Genomic DNA, 14,125 nt, shown 5'->3' with positions numbered 1-14,125 from the left:
CACAAGCCCGCACATCCCCGCGCCGCCGGGGGCTGCACTGTGCGCTCAGCGCCCCCCGATCAGTCGATGGGCGTCAGCTTGGCCACGCTCAAGGCCAGCCACTTCATGCCGTGCCGCCCGAAATTGACCTGAGCCCGTGCATCCTGGCCGCTGCCCTCCAAGGTCACCAGCACACCCTCACCGAACTTGGTGTGGAACACGCCCTTGCCGACCTTCAGGCCGCCGTGTTCCTTGTCTTCCTTCTTCTGCATCGAGGGGGGCACGGGCGGTTGGGCCCAGGCGGCCTTCTCGTGATTGACACGACCGGCGCCGACCATGGACTTCAGCCCCGAGCCGCGCGACCATGCATCCTGGTACTCCTTCGCAAAGCCCGAGCCAAAGCCCTGGTTGCGAGGCGTCAGCCATTTCAGCGCGGCCTCGGGCAGTTCGTCGAAGAAGCGGCTCTTGACGTTGTAGCGGGTTTGGCCGTGCAGCATGCGGGTCTGGCTGAAGCACAGGTACAGGCGCTGGCGCGCCCGCGTGATTGCCACATACATCAGGCGACGCTCTTCCTCCAGACCGTCGCTGTCTGACAGCGAGTTCTCATGCGGGAACAGGCCCTCTTCCAGGCCCGTGATGAAGACCGCATCGAACTCCAGACCTTTGGCAGAGTGCACGGTCATCAGCTGCACCGCGTCCTGGCCGGCCTGAGCCTGGTTGTCGCCCGCCTCCAGCGAGGCATGGGTCAGAAAGGCGGCAAGCGGCGACATGATCTCGCCGGTCTCGGCATCGGGCGTGAAGTTGGCCGCAGCCACTGCGGCCGGCAGTCCCTGGGCAATCGCACCCGGCGACAACTCGTCCACCGGCAGCGCGACCGCATCCTTGCCGAAGCCCTCCTGCGTCACGAAAGCCTCGGCCGCGTTGATGAGTTCGCCCAGATTCTCCAGCCGCTCCGCGCCGTCCTTGTCGTTGCGGTAGAACTCGCTGAGGCCGGACACCTCCAGGATCTGCTCAATGATCTCGCGCAGCGTCAGGCCTTGCGTCAGGTTGCGAGTCGAGTCGATCAGCGCGGTGAAGCCCTGCAGATTGCTGCCTGCTTTGCCGGCCACCGCACTGACGCTCTGGTAGAGGCTGCGCCCGGAGGCGCGGGCCGCGTCCTGCAGGAGCTCGATTGCGCGCGCGCCGATGCCGCGCGTCGGGAAGTTGACGACGCGAAGAAAGCTGGTGTCGTCGTTCGGGTTCTCCAAGAGGCGCAGATAGGACAGCGCATGCTTGACCTCGGCCCGCTCGAAAAAGCGCAGGCCGCCATAGACGCGATAAGGAATGCCGGCATTGAACAGCGCCGACTCGATCACCCGCGACTGCGCATTGCTGCGGTAGAGCACGGCGATTTCCTTGCGCTCGATGCCGCCGCGATGCATGGCCTGAGCCTCCTCGATCAGCCACTGCGCCTCGGCGAAATCGCTGGCCGCCTCGTAGACCCGCACCGGCTCGCCGGGGCCGGCGTCGGTGCGCAGGTCCTTGCCCAAACGTTTGGTGTTGCGGCTGATCAACTCATTGGCCGAATCCAGAATGTTGCCGAAGCTGCGGTAGTTCTGCTCCAGTTTGATCACACGCTTGACCCGATACTCGCGCTCGAAGTCGGCCATATTGCCGACCCGCGCGCCGCGAAACGCGTAGATGCTCTGGTCGTCGTCGCCGACCGCCAACACCGATTGACCCCGCCCCGGTGGCGCGAACATCTTGAGCCAGGCGTATTGCAGCTTGTTGGTGTCCTGGAACTCATCGACCAGGATGTGATGGAAGCGGCGCTGGTAATGCTCGCGCACCGCCTGGTTGTCGCGCATCAGCTCGTAGGAGCGCAGCATCAGCTCGGCGAAGTCGACCACGCCTTCGCGGGCGCACTGGTCCTCGAAGGCCTGGTAGATCAAGACCTGGGTCTTCATCTGCTCGTCAAAGGCCTCGATGTCCTTCGGGCGCAGCCCGTCCTCTTTAGCACCGGCGATGAACCAGCTGACCTGCTTGGGAACAAAGCGCTCCTCGTCCAGTTTCATCGCCTTGATCACCCGCTTGATCGCCGAGACCGTGTCGCTGGAATCGAGGATCTGGAAGCCCTGCGGCAGACCGGCCAGTTTCCAGTGGGCGCGCAAGAACCGGTTGCACAAACCATGGAAGGTGCCGATCCACATGCCGCGCACATTCACCGGCAGCATCGCAGACAAACGTGTCTGCATCTCCTTGGATGCCTTGTTCGTGAAAGTCACCGCCATCACGCCGCCGGGCGAGACCTGGCCCGTCTGCATAAGCCAAGCGATGCGCGTGGTCAGCACCCGGGTCTTGCCCGAGCCGGCGCCAGCCAGGATCAGGGCCGGCTCGGCCGGCGCGGTGACGGCCGCGTACTGCTCGGGATTGAGGTTCTTCAACAGTCCGCCAGCGGCCTCAGGCGGCGGCGCGAACAACTCGTCTTGGGGATGCTCACTCATCACTGCATTCTAGTTGGCGACCAGATACTTGCCAAAAGCAAGTATCTGGTCGAAGATCGGCATCATGGATGCGCCAAGCCTGATCGAGCCCGCCGGCGCCGTGCGCGCCTTCAACCGCTTCTACACGCGCCGCATCGGCGTACTCGACGAGGGCCTGGCCCATAGCGAGTTCTCACTGACCGAGGCCCGCGTTCTGTGGGAGTTGGCGCACCAGCCCCAGCTCAGCGCCGTCGAACTCAGCCGTGAGCTGCGCCTGGACGGCGGTTATCTGAGCCGGCTGCTGCGCGGCCTGCGCGAGCGCGGCCTGATCAAGGCCCGCGCCAACCCGGCCGATGCGCGCCAGAGTCTGCTGAGCCTGACGGCGGCCGGTCGGCGCGCCTTCGCACCGCTGGAACAAGGCTCGCAGACGCAAACGGCCGAGATGCTGGGCAAGCTCAACAGCGCCCAGCAGGCGCGGCTGTTGCGGGCCATGAGCGAGGTGCAGCACTTGCTGGAGGGCGGCCCCACTGCGAGCCCCAGGCTGCGTGCGCTGGTGCCCGGGGATCTGGGCTGGGTGGTGTCACGCCACGGCGCCCTCTACGCGCGGGAGTTCGGCTGGGATCTGAGCTTCGAGGCCATGGTGGCCCGCATCGCCGCGCAGTTCGTCGAGCAGTGGCAGCCACACCGCGAGCGGGGCTGGATTGCCGAACACGAGGACGGCGAAGACCAGCGCCTGGGCTGCGTCTTCCTGGTCCAGGCCCGCGACGAGCAGGGCACCGAGCGGCCCGGCGTGGCCCAGCTTCGCCTGCTGCTGGTCGAGCCCGAGGCGCGCGGTCTGGGCCTAGGGCGGCAGTTGGTGCGGGCCTGCACGGCCTTCGCGCGGGAAGCCGGCTACCGGCAGATCACGCTGTGGACCAACAGCCTGCTCGCCGCCGCCCGGGGCATCTACCAGGCCGAGGGCTACCGGCTGATGCACAGCGAGCCGCATCACAGCTTCGGGCATGATCAGCTCGCAGAGACCTGGGAGCTGGATCTGAAATGACGAGCATGGCCGCCAATGACCACTGCCCTTGCGGCAAGACTTCGAACTATCAAGACTGCTGTGGCCGCTGGCACGCCGCTTTTGCCGCCGGCCAGGGCCTGCTAGCGCCCGACGCCGAGGCCTTGATGCGCTCCCGCTACAGCGCCTATGTGCGCGGCCTGAGTGGCTATTTGCTGGCCAGCTGGCATGCCGACACCCGACCGGCGGCGCTGCTGCCCGATGAGCCGGGGCTCAAATGGCTGGGCCTCGAAGTCAGGGACCATCTGCGGCAGGACGCCGACCATGCGACGGTGGCGTTCGTCGCCCGCAGCAAGCTGGGCGGCCGCGCCCATCGCCTGCAGGAAAACAGCCGCTTCGTGCGCGAGCACGGCGCCTGGTACTACCTAGACGGTGAACTCAGCTGAGCAGGGAGCGGGTCACGCGCTGACGCGGCGGCCAGGCCTCGGGCTCGCGACCCAGTTTTTGCAGCAGCCAGGCCCGGGCCGAGGCAAGCAGCGAGCGGTGTCCGACGGGCAGGATTTGCGGCATGGTGAACTCCAGGGGGCTGGCGGTAGATCGATGATGAGCACAAGCGATGACAGAATTCTTTCGAGGACCCTCCTCGCTGTCATTCCCCCCTTTTGGGGTTAATCCTAGTAAGCGACCGTTTCTCGCCCAAATCAATGCCCTTTGCCCCGCAAGCCGGGGACAAGCGCGCACTCCATCACGCCACTTGATGTTGCAGATCCTCCACATCGACGAACACCTCGTCGCCATCGACAAGCCGCCCGGCCTGCTGGTGCACCGCACCGCGCTGGATGCCCAGGAGCAGCGCTTTGCGCTGCAGATGCTGCGCGACCAGTTGGGCCGCCCCGTCTGGCCGGCTCACCGGCTGGACAAGGGCACCTCGGGCCTGCTGCTGTTCGCGCTGTCCGGCGAAACGGCCTCGCTGCTGGGCCAGGCCTTTGAGAGCGGCGCGATGAAAAAGCGCTATCTGGCCCTGGTGCGCGGCTGGCCGACCGAACAAGGGCTGATCGACCATGCACTGGCTCGAGACCCCGAGCGCGCCTCGGCCGGCCAGCAACTGCTGCCCGCACGCACCGGCTGGCAGCGGCTGGCCCGGGTGGAGTGGCCCTTGGCCGCCGATGCCCGATTCCCGAGCAGCCGCTATGCGCTGGTCGAAGCCCATCCCGAAAGCGGTCGGCGCCACCAGATCCGCCGCCATCTGAAGCACATCGCCCACCCCATCATCGGCGACGCCACCCATGGCAAGGGCCCGTTAAACCGCGCGGTGGCCGGCTTCCTCGGTCTGCAGCGGCTCTGGCTGCACGGGCTGGAGCTGCGCTTCAGCCACCCGATCAGCGGCGAGGCGCTGTGCCTGCGGGCGCCGCCTGGGCCGGAGTGGCATGCCCTGCGCGAGCGCGGCGACTGGCTCGTCGATCAGCCAAAACGCAGCGCATAGATCGGCGGCAGCCCGCGCGAGACCTCGGCCCAGCGCCCGCCGGCATCATCACTGGCCCACAGGCCGCCGGTGGTGCTGCCCATCAGCAGGCGCTCTCCACTGTCGTCCACCGCCAGCCCATGGCGGTAGATCAGCTCGTAGCAATGGGTTTGCGGCAGGCCCTCGCGCAAGACCTCGAAGCTCTTGCCGCCATCGCGGGTGCGGGTCACGCACAGCGCGGCATCGACCGGCACGCGCTGCTCGTCCTTGACGGCCGGCACGAACCAAGCCGTGCCCGGATCCTGCGGATGGGCCGCCACCGCGAAGCCGAAACTGGAGGGCCGGGCCTTGAGCTCCTGCCAGGAGGCGCCGTTGTCGACCGAGCGCCAGATGCCACAGTGATGCTGGCACCACAGCACCTCGGGCGCTCCGGCGCAGCGCTGGATGCGGTGCGGGTCCTGGATGTTCTGCTCGTCCAGGCGCTCAGGCGGCATGAAGTCGGCACGCATGCCGGCAGCACGCAGATCCCAGTTCGCGGCGCCGTCAGTCGTGCGCCAGGCTCCGCCGCAGGAGATGCCCAGCAGCAGCTCCTCGGGCCGGCCGGGATAGGGGCAGATCGAGTGGATGCCCGGCGAGTCGTAGCCACCGCCAAACCACTCCAGGCGCTCGGGCCGTCCCCATAGCGACTCGACCAGCCGCCAGCTCGCACCCTCGTCATCGCTGCGAAACAAGCCACCGGGGTTGGTACCGGCCCACAAGGTGCTGCCCACCCGCTCCAGCGACCAGATCTGCTGCAGCTTCCAGGCCGGGCCTTCGGCCCCCTCGGGCTGGGGCGGGTAGCTCGGCACGGACAGCTCGGTCCAGGTTTTACCGCCATCGTCGGAGCCTTGCAGCTTGGTGCCGAAATGTCCCAGGTTCAGCGCCGCAAACATGCGCCCGCCACCGGGTGGCGGCGGCAGCAGCATGCTGACCGGCTCGGCCAGAAAGCTGATCTGCGCGATCTGCCAATGACGGCCGCTGTGGCGCAGCTCGAACAGGCCTTTGCGGGTGGCGACCCAGGCGCGATGACTGGCTGCATGACTCATGGCGACTAACCTCCGGACAGGGCTTGAAACACATGGACCTGGCTGGCCGGCCCCAGCACATCGCTGAGGGCCTGCAGATCGCGCAGCCGCCGACCATCGATGAAGATCGTGACATTGGCACGCAAATGGCCCTGCTCGTCCAGCACATAGCCGCGCAGCCGAGGGTTCAACACAAACGCAGCCTCCAGCGCCTCGCGCAAGTTGGCGGCATTGGTTTTAACCTCGGGCGCATCGACAAAGCGGCGCAGCTGGGGAGTGAAATGAACACGGGCCATGGGCCGCATGGTGCAGCCCATGGCCCGCTTGGGGCAACAGGGAAGATCGCTAGAAAAAAGCGCGGCGCAGCGGTCGAAACAGGCACGGTTCAAACGTCGTGAGCGCCGCGCCTGGCCAGATGGCGACGCTGCCCGATCAGCTGCGCATAAGGTGGTCAAAAGCCCCCAGCGCCGCCTTCGCACCATCGCCGGCGGCGATGATGATCTGCTTGAAGGGCACGGTGGTCGCATCGCCGGCGGCGAACACGCCGGGCACCGAGGTCTGACCCTTGGCGTCGACGATGATCTCGCCGTGCTTGCTGAGCTCGACCACGCCCTTGAGCCACTCGGTATTGGGGACCAGGCCGATCTGCACGAACACGCCTTCGAGCTCGATGCGCTTGGCCTCACCGCTGGCTCGATCGATGTAGTTCAGGCCGTTGAGCTTGCCGGCCGCCCCGGTGAACTCGCTGGTCTGGGCCTGCTTGATGATGGTGACATTGGCCAGGCTTTCCAGCTTTCTGACCAGCACCGCATCGGCACGCAGCTGATCTCCGAATTCCAGCAGCGTGACATGGGCGACGATACCGGCCAGATCAATCGCGGCCTCAACACCGGAATTGCCCCCGCCGATCACCGCAACGCGCTTGCCCTTGAACAACGGGCCGTCGCAATGCGGGCAGTAGGCCACGCCCTTGTTCTTGTACTCCTGCTCGCCGGGCACATTGACGTTCCTCCAGCGCGCGCCGGTCGACAGGATCACCGTCTTGCTCTTGAGCGAGCCGCCATTGGCCAGCTGCACTTCGATGGGACCGCCGGGCACGCTGGCCGGGATGAGCTTGTCGCCGCGCTGCAGGTTCATCACGTCGACGCCGTAGGCCTTCACATGGGCCTCCAGGCTCATCGCGAACTTGGGGCCATCGGTCTCCAGCACCGAGATGTAGTTCTCGATGGCCAGCGTATCGTTGACTTGGCCACCGAAGCGCTCGGCCGCGATGCCGGTACGGATGCCCTTGCGCGCCGCATAGACAGCCGCGGCCGCGCCGGCCGGGCCGCCACCGACGACCAGCACATCGAACGCCTCCTTGGCCGACAGCTTGGCGGCATCTTTGTCCGCCGCACCAGTGTCGAGCTTGGCGACGATCTCCTCGACCGTCATGCGGCCCGAGCCGAAGGGCGAACCGTTCAGCCAGACGCTGGGCACGGCCATGATTTCTCGACCATTGACCTCGTCCTGGAACAGTCCGCCGTCGATGACGACTGTCTTGACCTGGGGGTTGAGCACCGACATCAGAGACAGCGCCTGCACCACGTCCGGGCAGTTGTGGCAGGTCAGCGACATATAGACCTCGAAGGCGTAGTCGCCGTCCAGGGCCTTGATCTGCTCAATCACCTCGGGCTCCACCTTGGGCGGATGGCCACCAGTCCACAGCAGGGCCAGCACCAGGGAGGTGAACTCATGGCCCAGCGGGATGGCGGCGAAGCGAAGGCTTTGCTGCGTACCGGTGCGCTTGAGGCTGAACGACGGCTTGCGGGCATCCTGGCCGTCAGTCTTTAGCGTGATCATGTCGGACATGGCGTCAATGTCCTGCAGCAGGGCCAGCAGCTCCTGCGCGCTGGCGGAATCGTCCAGCGAGGCTTCGATTTCGAAGGGCTGCGTGACGCGCTCCAGATAGCTCTTGAGCTGGGTCTTCAGGCTGTCGTCCAACATGATGGTCATCCTTTGCTGTTTTCAGGCGTGGCGGGGCATGCCACTCTGAAAACGCCCGAGGAGACCGGGGGCGTTTTCAGCGGGGCTGTCTGAGCCGTGGGGGTACCGCAAGCCCTCCCGGGCCTGCGGTTTTCTTGCCGATCAAGTCAGCGCAAGCGCTTTAGATCTTGCCGACCAGGTCCAGCGACGGGGCGATGGTCTTGGCGCCTTCGTTCCACTTGGCAGGGCAGACCTGGCCAGGGTTCTTGGCGGTGTACTGGGCAGCCTTGAGCTTACGCAGGGTTTCCTTGACGTCGCGGGCGATCTCGTTGGAGTGAATCTCGGCGGTCTTGATCACGCCGTCCGGGTTGATCACGAAGGTGCCGCGCAGCGCCAGGCCCTCTTCCGGGATGTGCACGCCGAAGGCATTGGTCAGCGCATGGGTCGGGTCGCCGACCAGCGGGAACTTGGCCTTGCCGACGGCCGGCGAAGTTTCGTGCCAAACCTTGTGCGAGAAGTGAGTGTCGGTCGTGACGATGTAGACCTCGGTATCGGCCTTCTGGAACTCGGCGTAGTGCTCTGCCGCGTCTTCCACTTCGGTCGGGCAGTTGAAGGTGAAGGCAGCCGGCATGAAGATCAGGACCGACCACTTGCCCTTGAGCGACGCTTCGGTCACTTCAACAAACTTGCCGTTGTGGAAAGCCTGGGCCTTGAACGGTTGGACTTGGGTGTTGATCAAAGACATGGGAAAACTCCGCTAAGGGTGGATGGGAATGGACTGAATCATATCGGTCCCTATCGGCCCTTAGTTTTGATTAATCAAATCGGAGTCATTGCCTGAGCCTATTGATAAAGGCTATTGCACTAAAAATGTGCGATAGCAACATCAACTCTCAAGTGCCAGCAGTTCCTCGACCGTCTGGCGGCGCCGGATCAGCCGGGCCGAGGCCGGGTCTTCGCCGTCTACCATCAGCTCCGCGATCAGCGGCCGGCTGTTGTAGTTGCTGGACATCGAGGCGCCATAGGCCCCGGTGTCATGGATCACCAGCAAGTCGCCGACCTGGGCTTGCGCCAGCTCGCGCGGCACGACCACACCGCCATCCTCCTGGGTGAACACATCGCCCGACTCGCACAGCGGGCCGGCCACCACGGTGGGTCGGCTGGGGCGCGGCTGCCCGTCCTTGGCCAGCAGACTCATCGCGTGATAGCTGCCATACATGGCAGGGCGCATCAGCTCATTGAAGCCAGCGTCGACCAGCACGAAGTGATTGCTGCCGGCATTCTTGGTGGCACGCACCTCGGTGAGGAGCAGACCGGACTCGGCCACCAGGAAGCGGCCCGGCTCGATCTCCAGCCCCAACGCGTGGCCAACAATCCCCTCGGCCTGCTTGCGCGCGGCGTCCCAGAGACCGAAGTAGTGGGCGGTGTCGATCACCGCCTCGCCGTCCCGGTAGGGAATGGACAGGCCGCCGCCGGCCGAGATGGCCAGCAGATCATGGCCGGCCGCACTGGCCTGGCGCACCAGCTCGACCATCGCGCCGCAGACCTGGCTCAGATGGCTGTAGTCGACGCCCGAGCCGATGTGCATGTGCAGGCCAATCAGCTTCAGGCCATGGCTCTTGATGGCCGCCAGTGCCGCGCCCAACTCTGTATGCCAGATGCCGTGCTTGCTGTGTTCGCCACCGGTATTGGTCTTGTTGCTGTGGCCGTGGCCGAAACCGGGGTTGATGCGCAGCCACACCGGATGGCCCGGCGATACGGCGCCGAGCTGACCCAGCATATCAATCGAGCCCGCATTGACCGGCACGCGGTGCTCGACCACCGTGGCCAGCGTCTCCCGGTCCAAGAGGTCGGCGGTGAAAACGATCTCGTCGCCGCCCGGCTCGAACCCGGCCTTCAGCGCGCGCAAGATCTCGCCGCGCGACACCGCATCGACCTTGACACCCTGCTCGCGCATCAGACGCAGCACATGGGTGTTGGAGCAGGCTTTCTGGGCGAAGCGCACGGTGTCGAAAGCCTTCAGCGCGGCAATGCGCTGGCAGATCACCGCTGAGTCATACACCCACAAAGGCGTGCCGAAGCGCTCGGCCAGGGACCAGAGCAGGGAGGCGGAATGGGAACGGGGCATGGCGTGCTCGCAGGCAGTCGTGATACGAAGGGCAGCATGCCAGCGCTCATTCATTCATTCAAATGCTTTCATTTCCAATACCCACTCAATCCTGATATGGTTTGCTGATGTTGACCCATCGCCATATCGAGGTGTTCCGTGCCGTGATGACGGCGGGCAGCGTCACCGGGGCGGCCACCTTGCTGCACAGCTCCCAGCCCACCGTCAGCCGCGAGTTGGCCCGCATGGAGCAGTTGCTGGGCTATGAGCTGTTCGAGCGCCAGCAGGGCCGGCTGCGCGCCACCGCCCGCGCGCTGGCCTTGTTCGACGAGGTCGAACGCAGCTATCAGGGCCTGCACCGGGTCACCGAGCGCGCGGCCCAGTTGGGACGGGCCGAGCAGACCCGGCTCGCAGTGCTGTGCCTGCCGGCCCTGAGCCATGCGCTGCTGCCCGGCGCTTGCGCCGCCTTTTTGCAGCATCACCCGGCTGCGGAGCTGTCGATCACGCCGCAGGAGTCGCCGCTGCTGGAGGAGTGGATGACGGCCCAGCGCTTCGATCTGGGCCTCAGCGAGCAGGCCCAGGCGGCGGCCGGCACGCGCTTGGAGCCGCTGTGGCAAGGCGACGAGGTCTGTGTGCTGCCAGCCGGTCACAGGCTGTTGGCCAAGACCGTGCTCGCACCGGGCGACTTTGAGGGCCAGGGCTTCGTCAGCCTCTCAAGCGAGGATCCCTACCGGCTTGAACTCGATACGATTTTTGCGGCGGCCGGCGTGCGGCGCCGCTTGGCCATCGAGACGCACAGCGCGGCGGCCGTCTGCGCGATGGTGCAGGCCGGCCTGGGACTGGCCATCGTCAACCCGTTGACGGCGCTGGCCTGCGCCGGGCCAGGCCTGCAACTGCGGCGGTTCGCGGTGTCGGTACCGTTTCGCGTCAGCGCGCTGTTGCCTCAGTACCGCCCCGCCCAGCCGCTGGTAGCGGCGCTGCTGGGCTGTCTGCGCAGCCACGCGGCCGCGCTGCAAGACCGGCTGCCTGCTTAGCTGTTGGCGGCCCGGGCCAGCGTGGGCCGTGCACCGAAGCGCTTCAGAATGCTCTGCTCGATACCGGCGGCATCCAGCCCGCACATGGCCATCAGCTTGGCCGGGTCACCATGCTCGACAAATTCATCGGGCAGACCCAGCTGCAGCACGGGCACGTTCAGACCAGCCGCCTGCAGCGACTCAAGCACGGCAGAGCCGGCACCGCCCATCAGGCAGCCATCCTCCACCGTCACCAGCGCATCATGGTTGCGTGCCAGCTCGGCAACCAATTCATGATCCAGGGGTTTCACGAAACGCATATTCGCTACCGTCGCATCCAGGCTCTCGGCCGCTTTCAAGGCCGGATAGAGCAAGGTGCCGAAGCTCAAGATGGCGATGCGCGAGCCGCGACGGCGCACCTCGCCCTTGCCCCAGGGCAGAGCCTGCATAGCCTTTTGCACCTCGACGCCAGCACCCGAGCCGCGCGGGTACCGCACTGTGGCCGGCCCCGCATGCTGGAAGCCGGTGAACAAGGCTTGACGGCACTCGTTCTCGTCGGCCGGGGTCAGGATGGCCATGTTCGGGATGCAGCGGGTGTAGGCGATGTCGTAGTTGCCGGCATGGGTGGCGCCATCCCCGCCGACCAAACCTGCACGGTCTAGCGCGAACAGCACCGGCAGATTCTGGATCGCCACATCGTGCACCATCTGGTCATACGCACGCTGCAAGAAGGTCGAGTAGATCGCCACCACCGGCTTGAGCCCCTCGCAGGCCAGGCCGGCCGCAAAGGTAACCGAGTGCTGCTCGGCAATGCCGACATCGTAATAGCGGGTTGGGAAGCGCTTGTGGAAGTCCACCATGCCTGAGCCTTCGCGCATCGCCGGCGTGATGCCGACCAGGCGCTTGTCCAACTCGGCCATGTCGCACAGCCAGTCACCAAAGATATGCATGAAAGCCGGCTTGGGCGGCGAAGCGGGCTTGACAAAGCCCACCGCCGGATCGAACTTCGCCGAAGCCGCGTGGTACTTGACCGGGTCCGCCTCGGCCAGCTTGTAGCCCTGACCCTTCTTGGTCACCACATGCAGGAACTGCGGGCCCTTCTTGCCGCGCAGGTTCTCCAGCGTGGGAATCAGCGAATCGAGGTCATGGCCGTCGATGGGGCCGACATAGTTGAAGCCGAACTCCTCGAAGATCGTGCCCGGCACGACCATGCCCTTGGTGTGCTCCTCGAAGCGCCGCGCGAACTCATACAGCGGGGTGTTCTTCAGCACCGACTTGGCGCCTTCGCGCGCGGTCGTATAGAACTTGCCGCTCATCAGCCGCGCCAGATACTTGTTCAGCGCACCGACCGGCGGGCTGATCGACATATCGTTGTCGTTCAGAATCACCAGAACATCGCCGAGCAGGCCGCCATGGGCGACGCCGGCATTGTTGAGCGCTTCGAAGGCCATACCGGCCGTCATCGAACCATCGCCGATGATGGCGACGACCTTGCGGTCTTCACCCTTGAGCTTGGCGGCCATCGCCATACCGTGCGCCGCGGAAATCGAGGTGCTGGAGTGGCCGGTGCCGAAGGTGTCGTACTCGCTCTCGTCGCGGCGCGGAAAGCCGCTGATGCCGTCGAGCTGGCGCAGCGTACCCATGCGGTCGCGCCTGCCGGTCAGAATCTTGTGGGGGTAGGTCTGGTGACCCACATCCCAGACCAAGCGGTCCTGCGGAGTGTTGAACACGTAGTGCAGGGCCACGGTCAGCTCGACCGTGCCCAGATTCGAGCCCAGATGGCCGCCGGTCTTGGACACTGAGTCCAGCACAAAAGCGCGCAACTCATCGGCCACGCGAGCCAGATCGGTGCGCGGCAGGCGGCGCAGATCGGCGGGGCTGTTGATCTGGTTCAGCAGGGCCTGATTCATGGTGTTCCCCAGCTCAGTTGTAGCGCTCAACGACTTTGTCGGCCAGCAGGCTCAACCAAGCCGTGTTCGGCAGGCCGCTCATGATCAAGGCCTGGTGTGCCTCGTCGCGCAGCGCGTCTGCATAGCGACGCGCCGCGTCCAGACCCAGCACAGACACATAAGTCGGCTTGTTGGCGTCCTGGTCCTTCCCAGCCGTCTTGCCGAGCACTTCGGAATCTTGCGTCACATCAAGAATGTCGTCCACCACTTGGAACGCCAGGCCAATGGCGGCGCCATACTTGGCCAGCCCTTCCCAGGCCGTCGGGGTCGTCGCGCCACAAGCAGCCCCCATCAAAACACTGGCCTGGAGCAGCACGCCCGTTTTGCGTCGGTGCATATCGCGCAGCGAGCGCTCGTCAAGCGTCTTGCCGATACTGGCCAGATCAATGGCCTGGCCGCCGGCCATGCCGGCATGGCCCGAGGCTCGCGCCAGCAGTGCGCACAGTCGCGCCTGCAGGGCCGGCGCCACGCCACTGTCGGGCGTCAATACCTCGAAGGCCAGGGCCTGCATCGCATCGCCGGCCAGCATGGCCTGGGCTTCGCCGAAGGCCACATGCACGGTCGGCTTGCCGCGGCGCATCACATCGTTATCCATGCAGGGCATGTCGTCATGCACCAGCGAATAGGCATGGATCAGTTCAACCGCACAGGCCGCCCGCATCGCCGCCTCGGGCTCGCCCTGCACCGCATCGCATGCGGCGAGCACCAGCAAGGGACGCAGGCGCTTGCCGCCTTCCAGCACTGCATAGCGCATGGCCACACCAAGTCCGGCCGGAGCCGATTCGGGCACCCAGGCGTCCAATGATTCTTCATAAGAGCACAGCGAACGCTGCACCCATTGTTCAAAAACTCCGGCATCCACGCTTAAGAGTCCTCCCATGGTTTCAACTCCCCACCCTCCAGAACCTTGACTTGTTGTTCTACGGCCTGCAGTCGAGTGCGGCAGAAACCAAGCAACTCCGCGCCACGCCGATAACTGTCGAGCAGTTGATCGAGCGGCAACTGACCCGCCTCCATGGAGGCTACCAAACGTTCCAGTTCAACGAGCGCCTGCTCGTAACTTGCTGAAACCGTATCCACAGCGGGTGCTTTTTTGGTGGCGGCAGAGGTCTTGGTCATTTCAA

The 14,125-nt window shown here is 65.5% G+C and carries 14 protein-coding genes; 4 read left to right on the top strand and 10 right to left on the bottom strand.

Annotated features, from left to right (window positions below; translation table 11 throughout):
* Positions 1-59: 59 nt before the first annotated feature.
* Entirely contained in the window at positions 60-2,462 is a 2,403-nt protein-coding gene (locus OOZ63_RS04700; protein ID WP_266004207.1) for a UvrD-helicase domain-containing protein, read from the bottom strand.
* A gap of 64 nt (positions 2,463-2,526) precedes the next feature.
* On the opposite strand from OOZ63_RS04700, the gene OOZ63_RS04695 reads away from it, so the two are divergent.
* Positions 2,527-3,483 carry a bifunctional helix-turn-helix transcriptional regulator/GNAT family N-acetyltransferase gene (locus OOZ63_RS04695; RefSeq protein ID WP_266004205.1) on the top strand — a complete coding sequence of 319 codons (957 nt, stop codon included), beginning with the start codon at positions 2,527-2,529 and terminating at the stop codon, positions 3,481-3,483.
* A gap of 5 nt (positions 3,484-3,488) precedes the next feature.
* Complete coding sequence (locus OOZ63_RS04690; protein WP_266004293.1) at positions 3,489-3,887, top strand: YchJ family protein; 399 nt, start codon at positions 3,489-3,491, stop codon at positions 3,885-3,887.
* Here OOZ63_RS04690 and OOZ63_RS04685 read toward each other — a convergent pair.
* On the bottom strand, positions 3,880-4,011 hold the full coding sequence (locus OOZ63_RS04685) for a hypothetical protein (RefSeq protein WP_262969680.1): 132 nt from the start codon (positions 4,009-4,011) through the stop codon (positions 3,880-3,882). The genes OOZ63_RS04690 and OOZ63_RS04685 overlap by 8 nt on opposite strands.
* 187 nt (positions 4,012-4,198) lie before the next feature.
* Here OOZ63_RS04685 and OOZ63_RS04680 point away from each other — a divergent pair, with 187 nt between their 5' ends.
* Positions 4,199-4,924, top strand: coding sequence for a pseudouridine synthase (locus tag OOZ63_RS04680; protein WP_266004204.1), 726 nt, complete (start codon positions 4,199-4,201; stop codon positions 4,922-4,924).
* Here OOZ63_RS04680 and OOZ63_RS04675 read toward each other — a convergent pair.
* The 5 genes from OOZ63_RS04675 to lysA all read right to left on the bottom strand — a co-directional run bounded on the left by OOZ63_RS04675 (position 4,903) and on the right by lysA (position 10,060).
* On the bottom strand, positions 4,903-5,988 hold the full coding sequence (locus OOZ63_RS04675; protein WP_266004202.1) for a WD40/YVTN/BNR-like repeat-containing protein: 1,086 nt from the start codon (positions 5,986-5,988) through the stop codon (positions 4,903-4,905). The genes OOZ63_RS04680 and OOZ63_RS04675 overlap by 22 nt on opposite strands.
* Before the next feature lie 5 nt (positions 5,989-5,993).
* Positions 5,994-6,263: a MoaD/ThiS family protein gene (locus tag OOZ63_RS04670; protein WP_266004200.1), complete on the bottom strand. Its 270-nt coding sequence runs from the start codon at positions 6,261-6,263 to the stop codon at positions 5,994-5,996.
* A gap of 136 nt (positions 6,264-6,399) precedes the next feature.
* Complete coding sequence (ahpF, locus tag OOZ63_RS04665; protein WP_266004199.1) at positions 6,400-7,953, bottom strand: alkyl hydroperoxide reductase subunit F; 1,554 nt, start codon at positions 7,951-7,953, stop codon at positions 6,400-6,402.
* A gap of 160 nt (positions 7,954-8,113) precedes the next feature.
* A complete protein-coding gene (gene ahpC, locus OOZ63_RS04660) occupies positions 8,114-8,677 on the bottom strand; it encodes an alkyl hydroperoxide reductase subunit C (protein ID WP_266004198.1) in 564 nt (187 codons plus the stop codon).
* 141 nt (positions 8,678-8,818) lie between these two features.
* Entirely contained in the window at positions 8,819-10,060 is a 1,242-nt protein-coding gene (gene lysA, locus OOZ63_RS04655; RefSeq protein WP_266004197.1) for a diaminopimelate decarboxylase, read from the bottom strand.
* A gap of 107 nt (positions 10,061-10,167) precedes the next feature.
* Between lysA and OOZ63_RS04650 the strand changes: the two genes are divergently transcribed.
* The gene (locus OOZ63_RS04650) at positions 10,168-11,073 is read left to right on the top strand and encodes a LysR family transcriptional regulator (protein ID WP_266004195.1); all 906 of its coding nucleotides are present in this window, start codon (positions 10,168-10,170) and stop codon (positions 11,071-11,073) included.
* On the opposite strand, the gene dxs is transcribed toward OOZ63_RS04650, so the two are convergent.
* From dxs to OOZ63_RS04635, 3 genes are read right to left on the bottom strand one after another with little or no spacing between them, the layout of a single operon-like run.
* Positions 11,070-12,962: a 1-deoxy-D-xylulose-5-phosphate synthase gene (gene dxs / locus OOZ63_RS04645; protein WP_266004194.1), complete on the bottom strand. Its 1,893-nt coding sequence runs from the start codon at positions 12,960-12,962 to the stop codon at positions 11,070-11,072. The genes OOZ63_RS04650 and dxs overlap by 4 nt on opposite strands.
* A gap of 13 nt (positions 12,963-12,975) precedes the next feature.
* Positions 12,976-13,881, bottom strand: coding sequence for a polyprenyl synthetase family protein (locus OOZ63_RS04640; RefSeq protein ID WP_266004193.1), 906 nt, complete (start codon positions 13,879-13,881; stop codon positions 12,976-12,978).
* The gene (locus OOZ63_RS04635; protein ID WP_266004191.1) at positions 13,866-14,120 is read right to left on the bottom strand and encodes an exodeoxyribonuclease VII small subunit; all 255 of its coding nucleotides are present in this window, start codon (positions 14,118-14,120) and stop codon (positions 13,866-13,868) included. Before OOZ63_RS04635 ends, OOZ63_RS04640 begins: the two co-directional genes overlap by 16 nt.
* Between the last annotated feature and the right edge of the window lie 5 nt (positions 14,121-14,125).

The organism is Paucibacter sp. PLA-PC-4 (genome assembly GCF_026241155.1).
In the GTDB taxonomy this organism is placed as follows: Bacteria; Pseudomonadota; Gammaproteobacteria; order Burkholderiales; family Burkholderiaceae_C; genus Roseateles_E.
The sequence above is the reverse complement of the archived record's forward strand: the minus strand, read 5'-3'. Positions and strand labels throughout refer to the sequence as shown.

What these genes read in the sequence shown, in the direction of transcription:
- OOZ63_RS04700 (WP_266004207.1), bottom strand. Translation starts at nt 2,462, where the DNA reads ATGAGTGAGCATCCCCAAGACGAGTTGTTCGCGCCGCCGCCTGAGGCC.
- OOZ63_RS04695 (WP_266004205.1), top strand. Translation starts at nt 2,527, where the DNA reads ATGGATGCGCCAAGCCTGATCGAGCCCGCCGGCGCCGTGCGCGCCTTC.
- OOZ63_RS04690 (WP_266004293.1), top strand. Translation starts at nt 3,489, where the DNA reads ATGGCCGCCAATGACCACTGCCCTTGCGGCAAGACTTCGAACTATCAA.
- OOZ63_RS04685 (WP_262969680.1), bottom strand. Translation starts at nt 4,011, where the DNA reads ATGCCGCAAATCCTGCCCGTCGGACACCGCTCGCTGCTTGCCTCGGCC.
- OOZ63_RS04680 (WP_266004204.1), top strand. Translation starts at nt 4,199, where the DNA reads ATGTTGCAGATCCTCCACATCGACGAACACCTCGTCGCCATCGACAAG.
- OOZ63_RS04675 (WP_266004202.1), bottom strand. Translation starts at nt 5,988, where the DNA reads ATGAGTCATGCAGCCAGTCATCGCGCCTGGGTCGCCACCCGCAAAGGC.
- OOZ63_RS04670 (WP_266004200.1), bottom strand. Translation starts at nt 6,263, where the DNA reads ATGGCCCGTGTTCATTTCACTCCCCAGCTGCGCCGCTTTGTCGATGCG.
- ahpF (WP_266004199.1), bottom strand. Translation starts at nt 7,953, where the DNA reads ATGTTGGACGACAGCCTGAAGACCCAGCTCAAGAGCTATCTGGAGCGC.
- ahpC (WP_266004198.1), bottom strand. Translation starts at nt 8,677, where the DNA reads ATGTCTTTGATCAACACCCAAGTCCAACCGTTCAAGGCCCAGGCTTTC.
- lysA (WP_266004197.1), bottom strand. Translation starts at nt 10,060, where the DNA reads ATGCCCCGTTCCCATTCCGCCTCCCTGCTCTGGTCCCTGGCCGAGCGC.
- OOZ63_RS04650 (WP_266004195.1), top strand. Translation starts at nt 10,168, where the DNA reads ATGTTGACCCATCGCCATATCGAGGTGTTCCGTGCCGTGATGACGGCG.
- dxs (WP_266004194.1), bottom strand. Translation starts at nt 12,962, where the DNA reads ATGAATCAGGCCCTGCTGAACCAGATCAACAGCCCCGCCGATCTGCGC.
- OOZ63_RS04640 (WP_266004193.1), bottom strand. Translation starts at nt 13,881, where the DNA reads ATGGGAGGACTCTTAAGCGTGGATGCCGGAGTTTTTGAACAATGGGTG.
- OOZ63_RS04635 (WP_266004191.1), bottom strand. Translation starts at nt 14,120, where the DNA reads ATGACCAAGACCTCTGCCGCCACCAAAAAAGCACCCGCTGTGGATACG.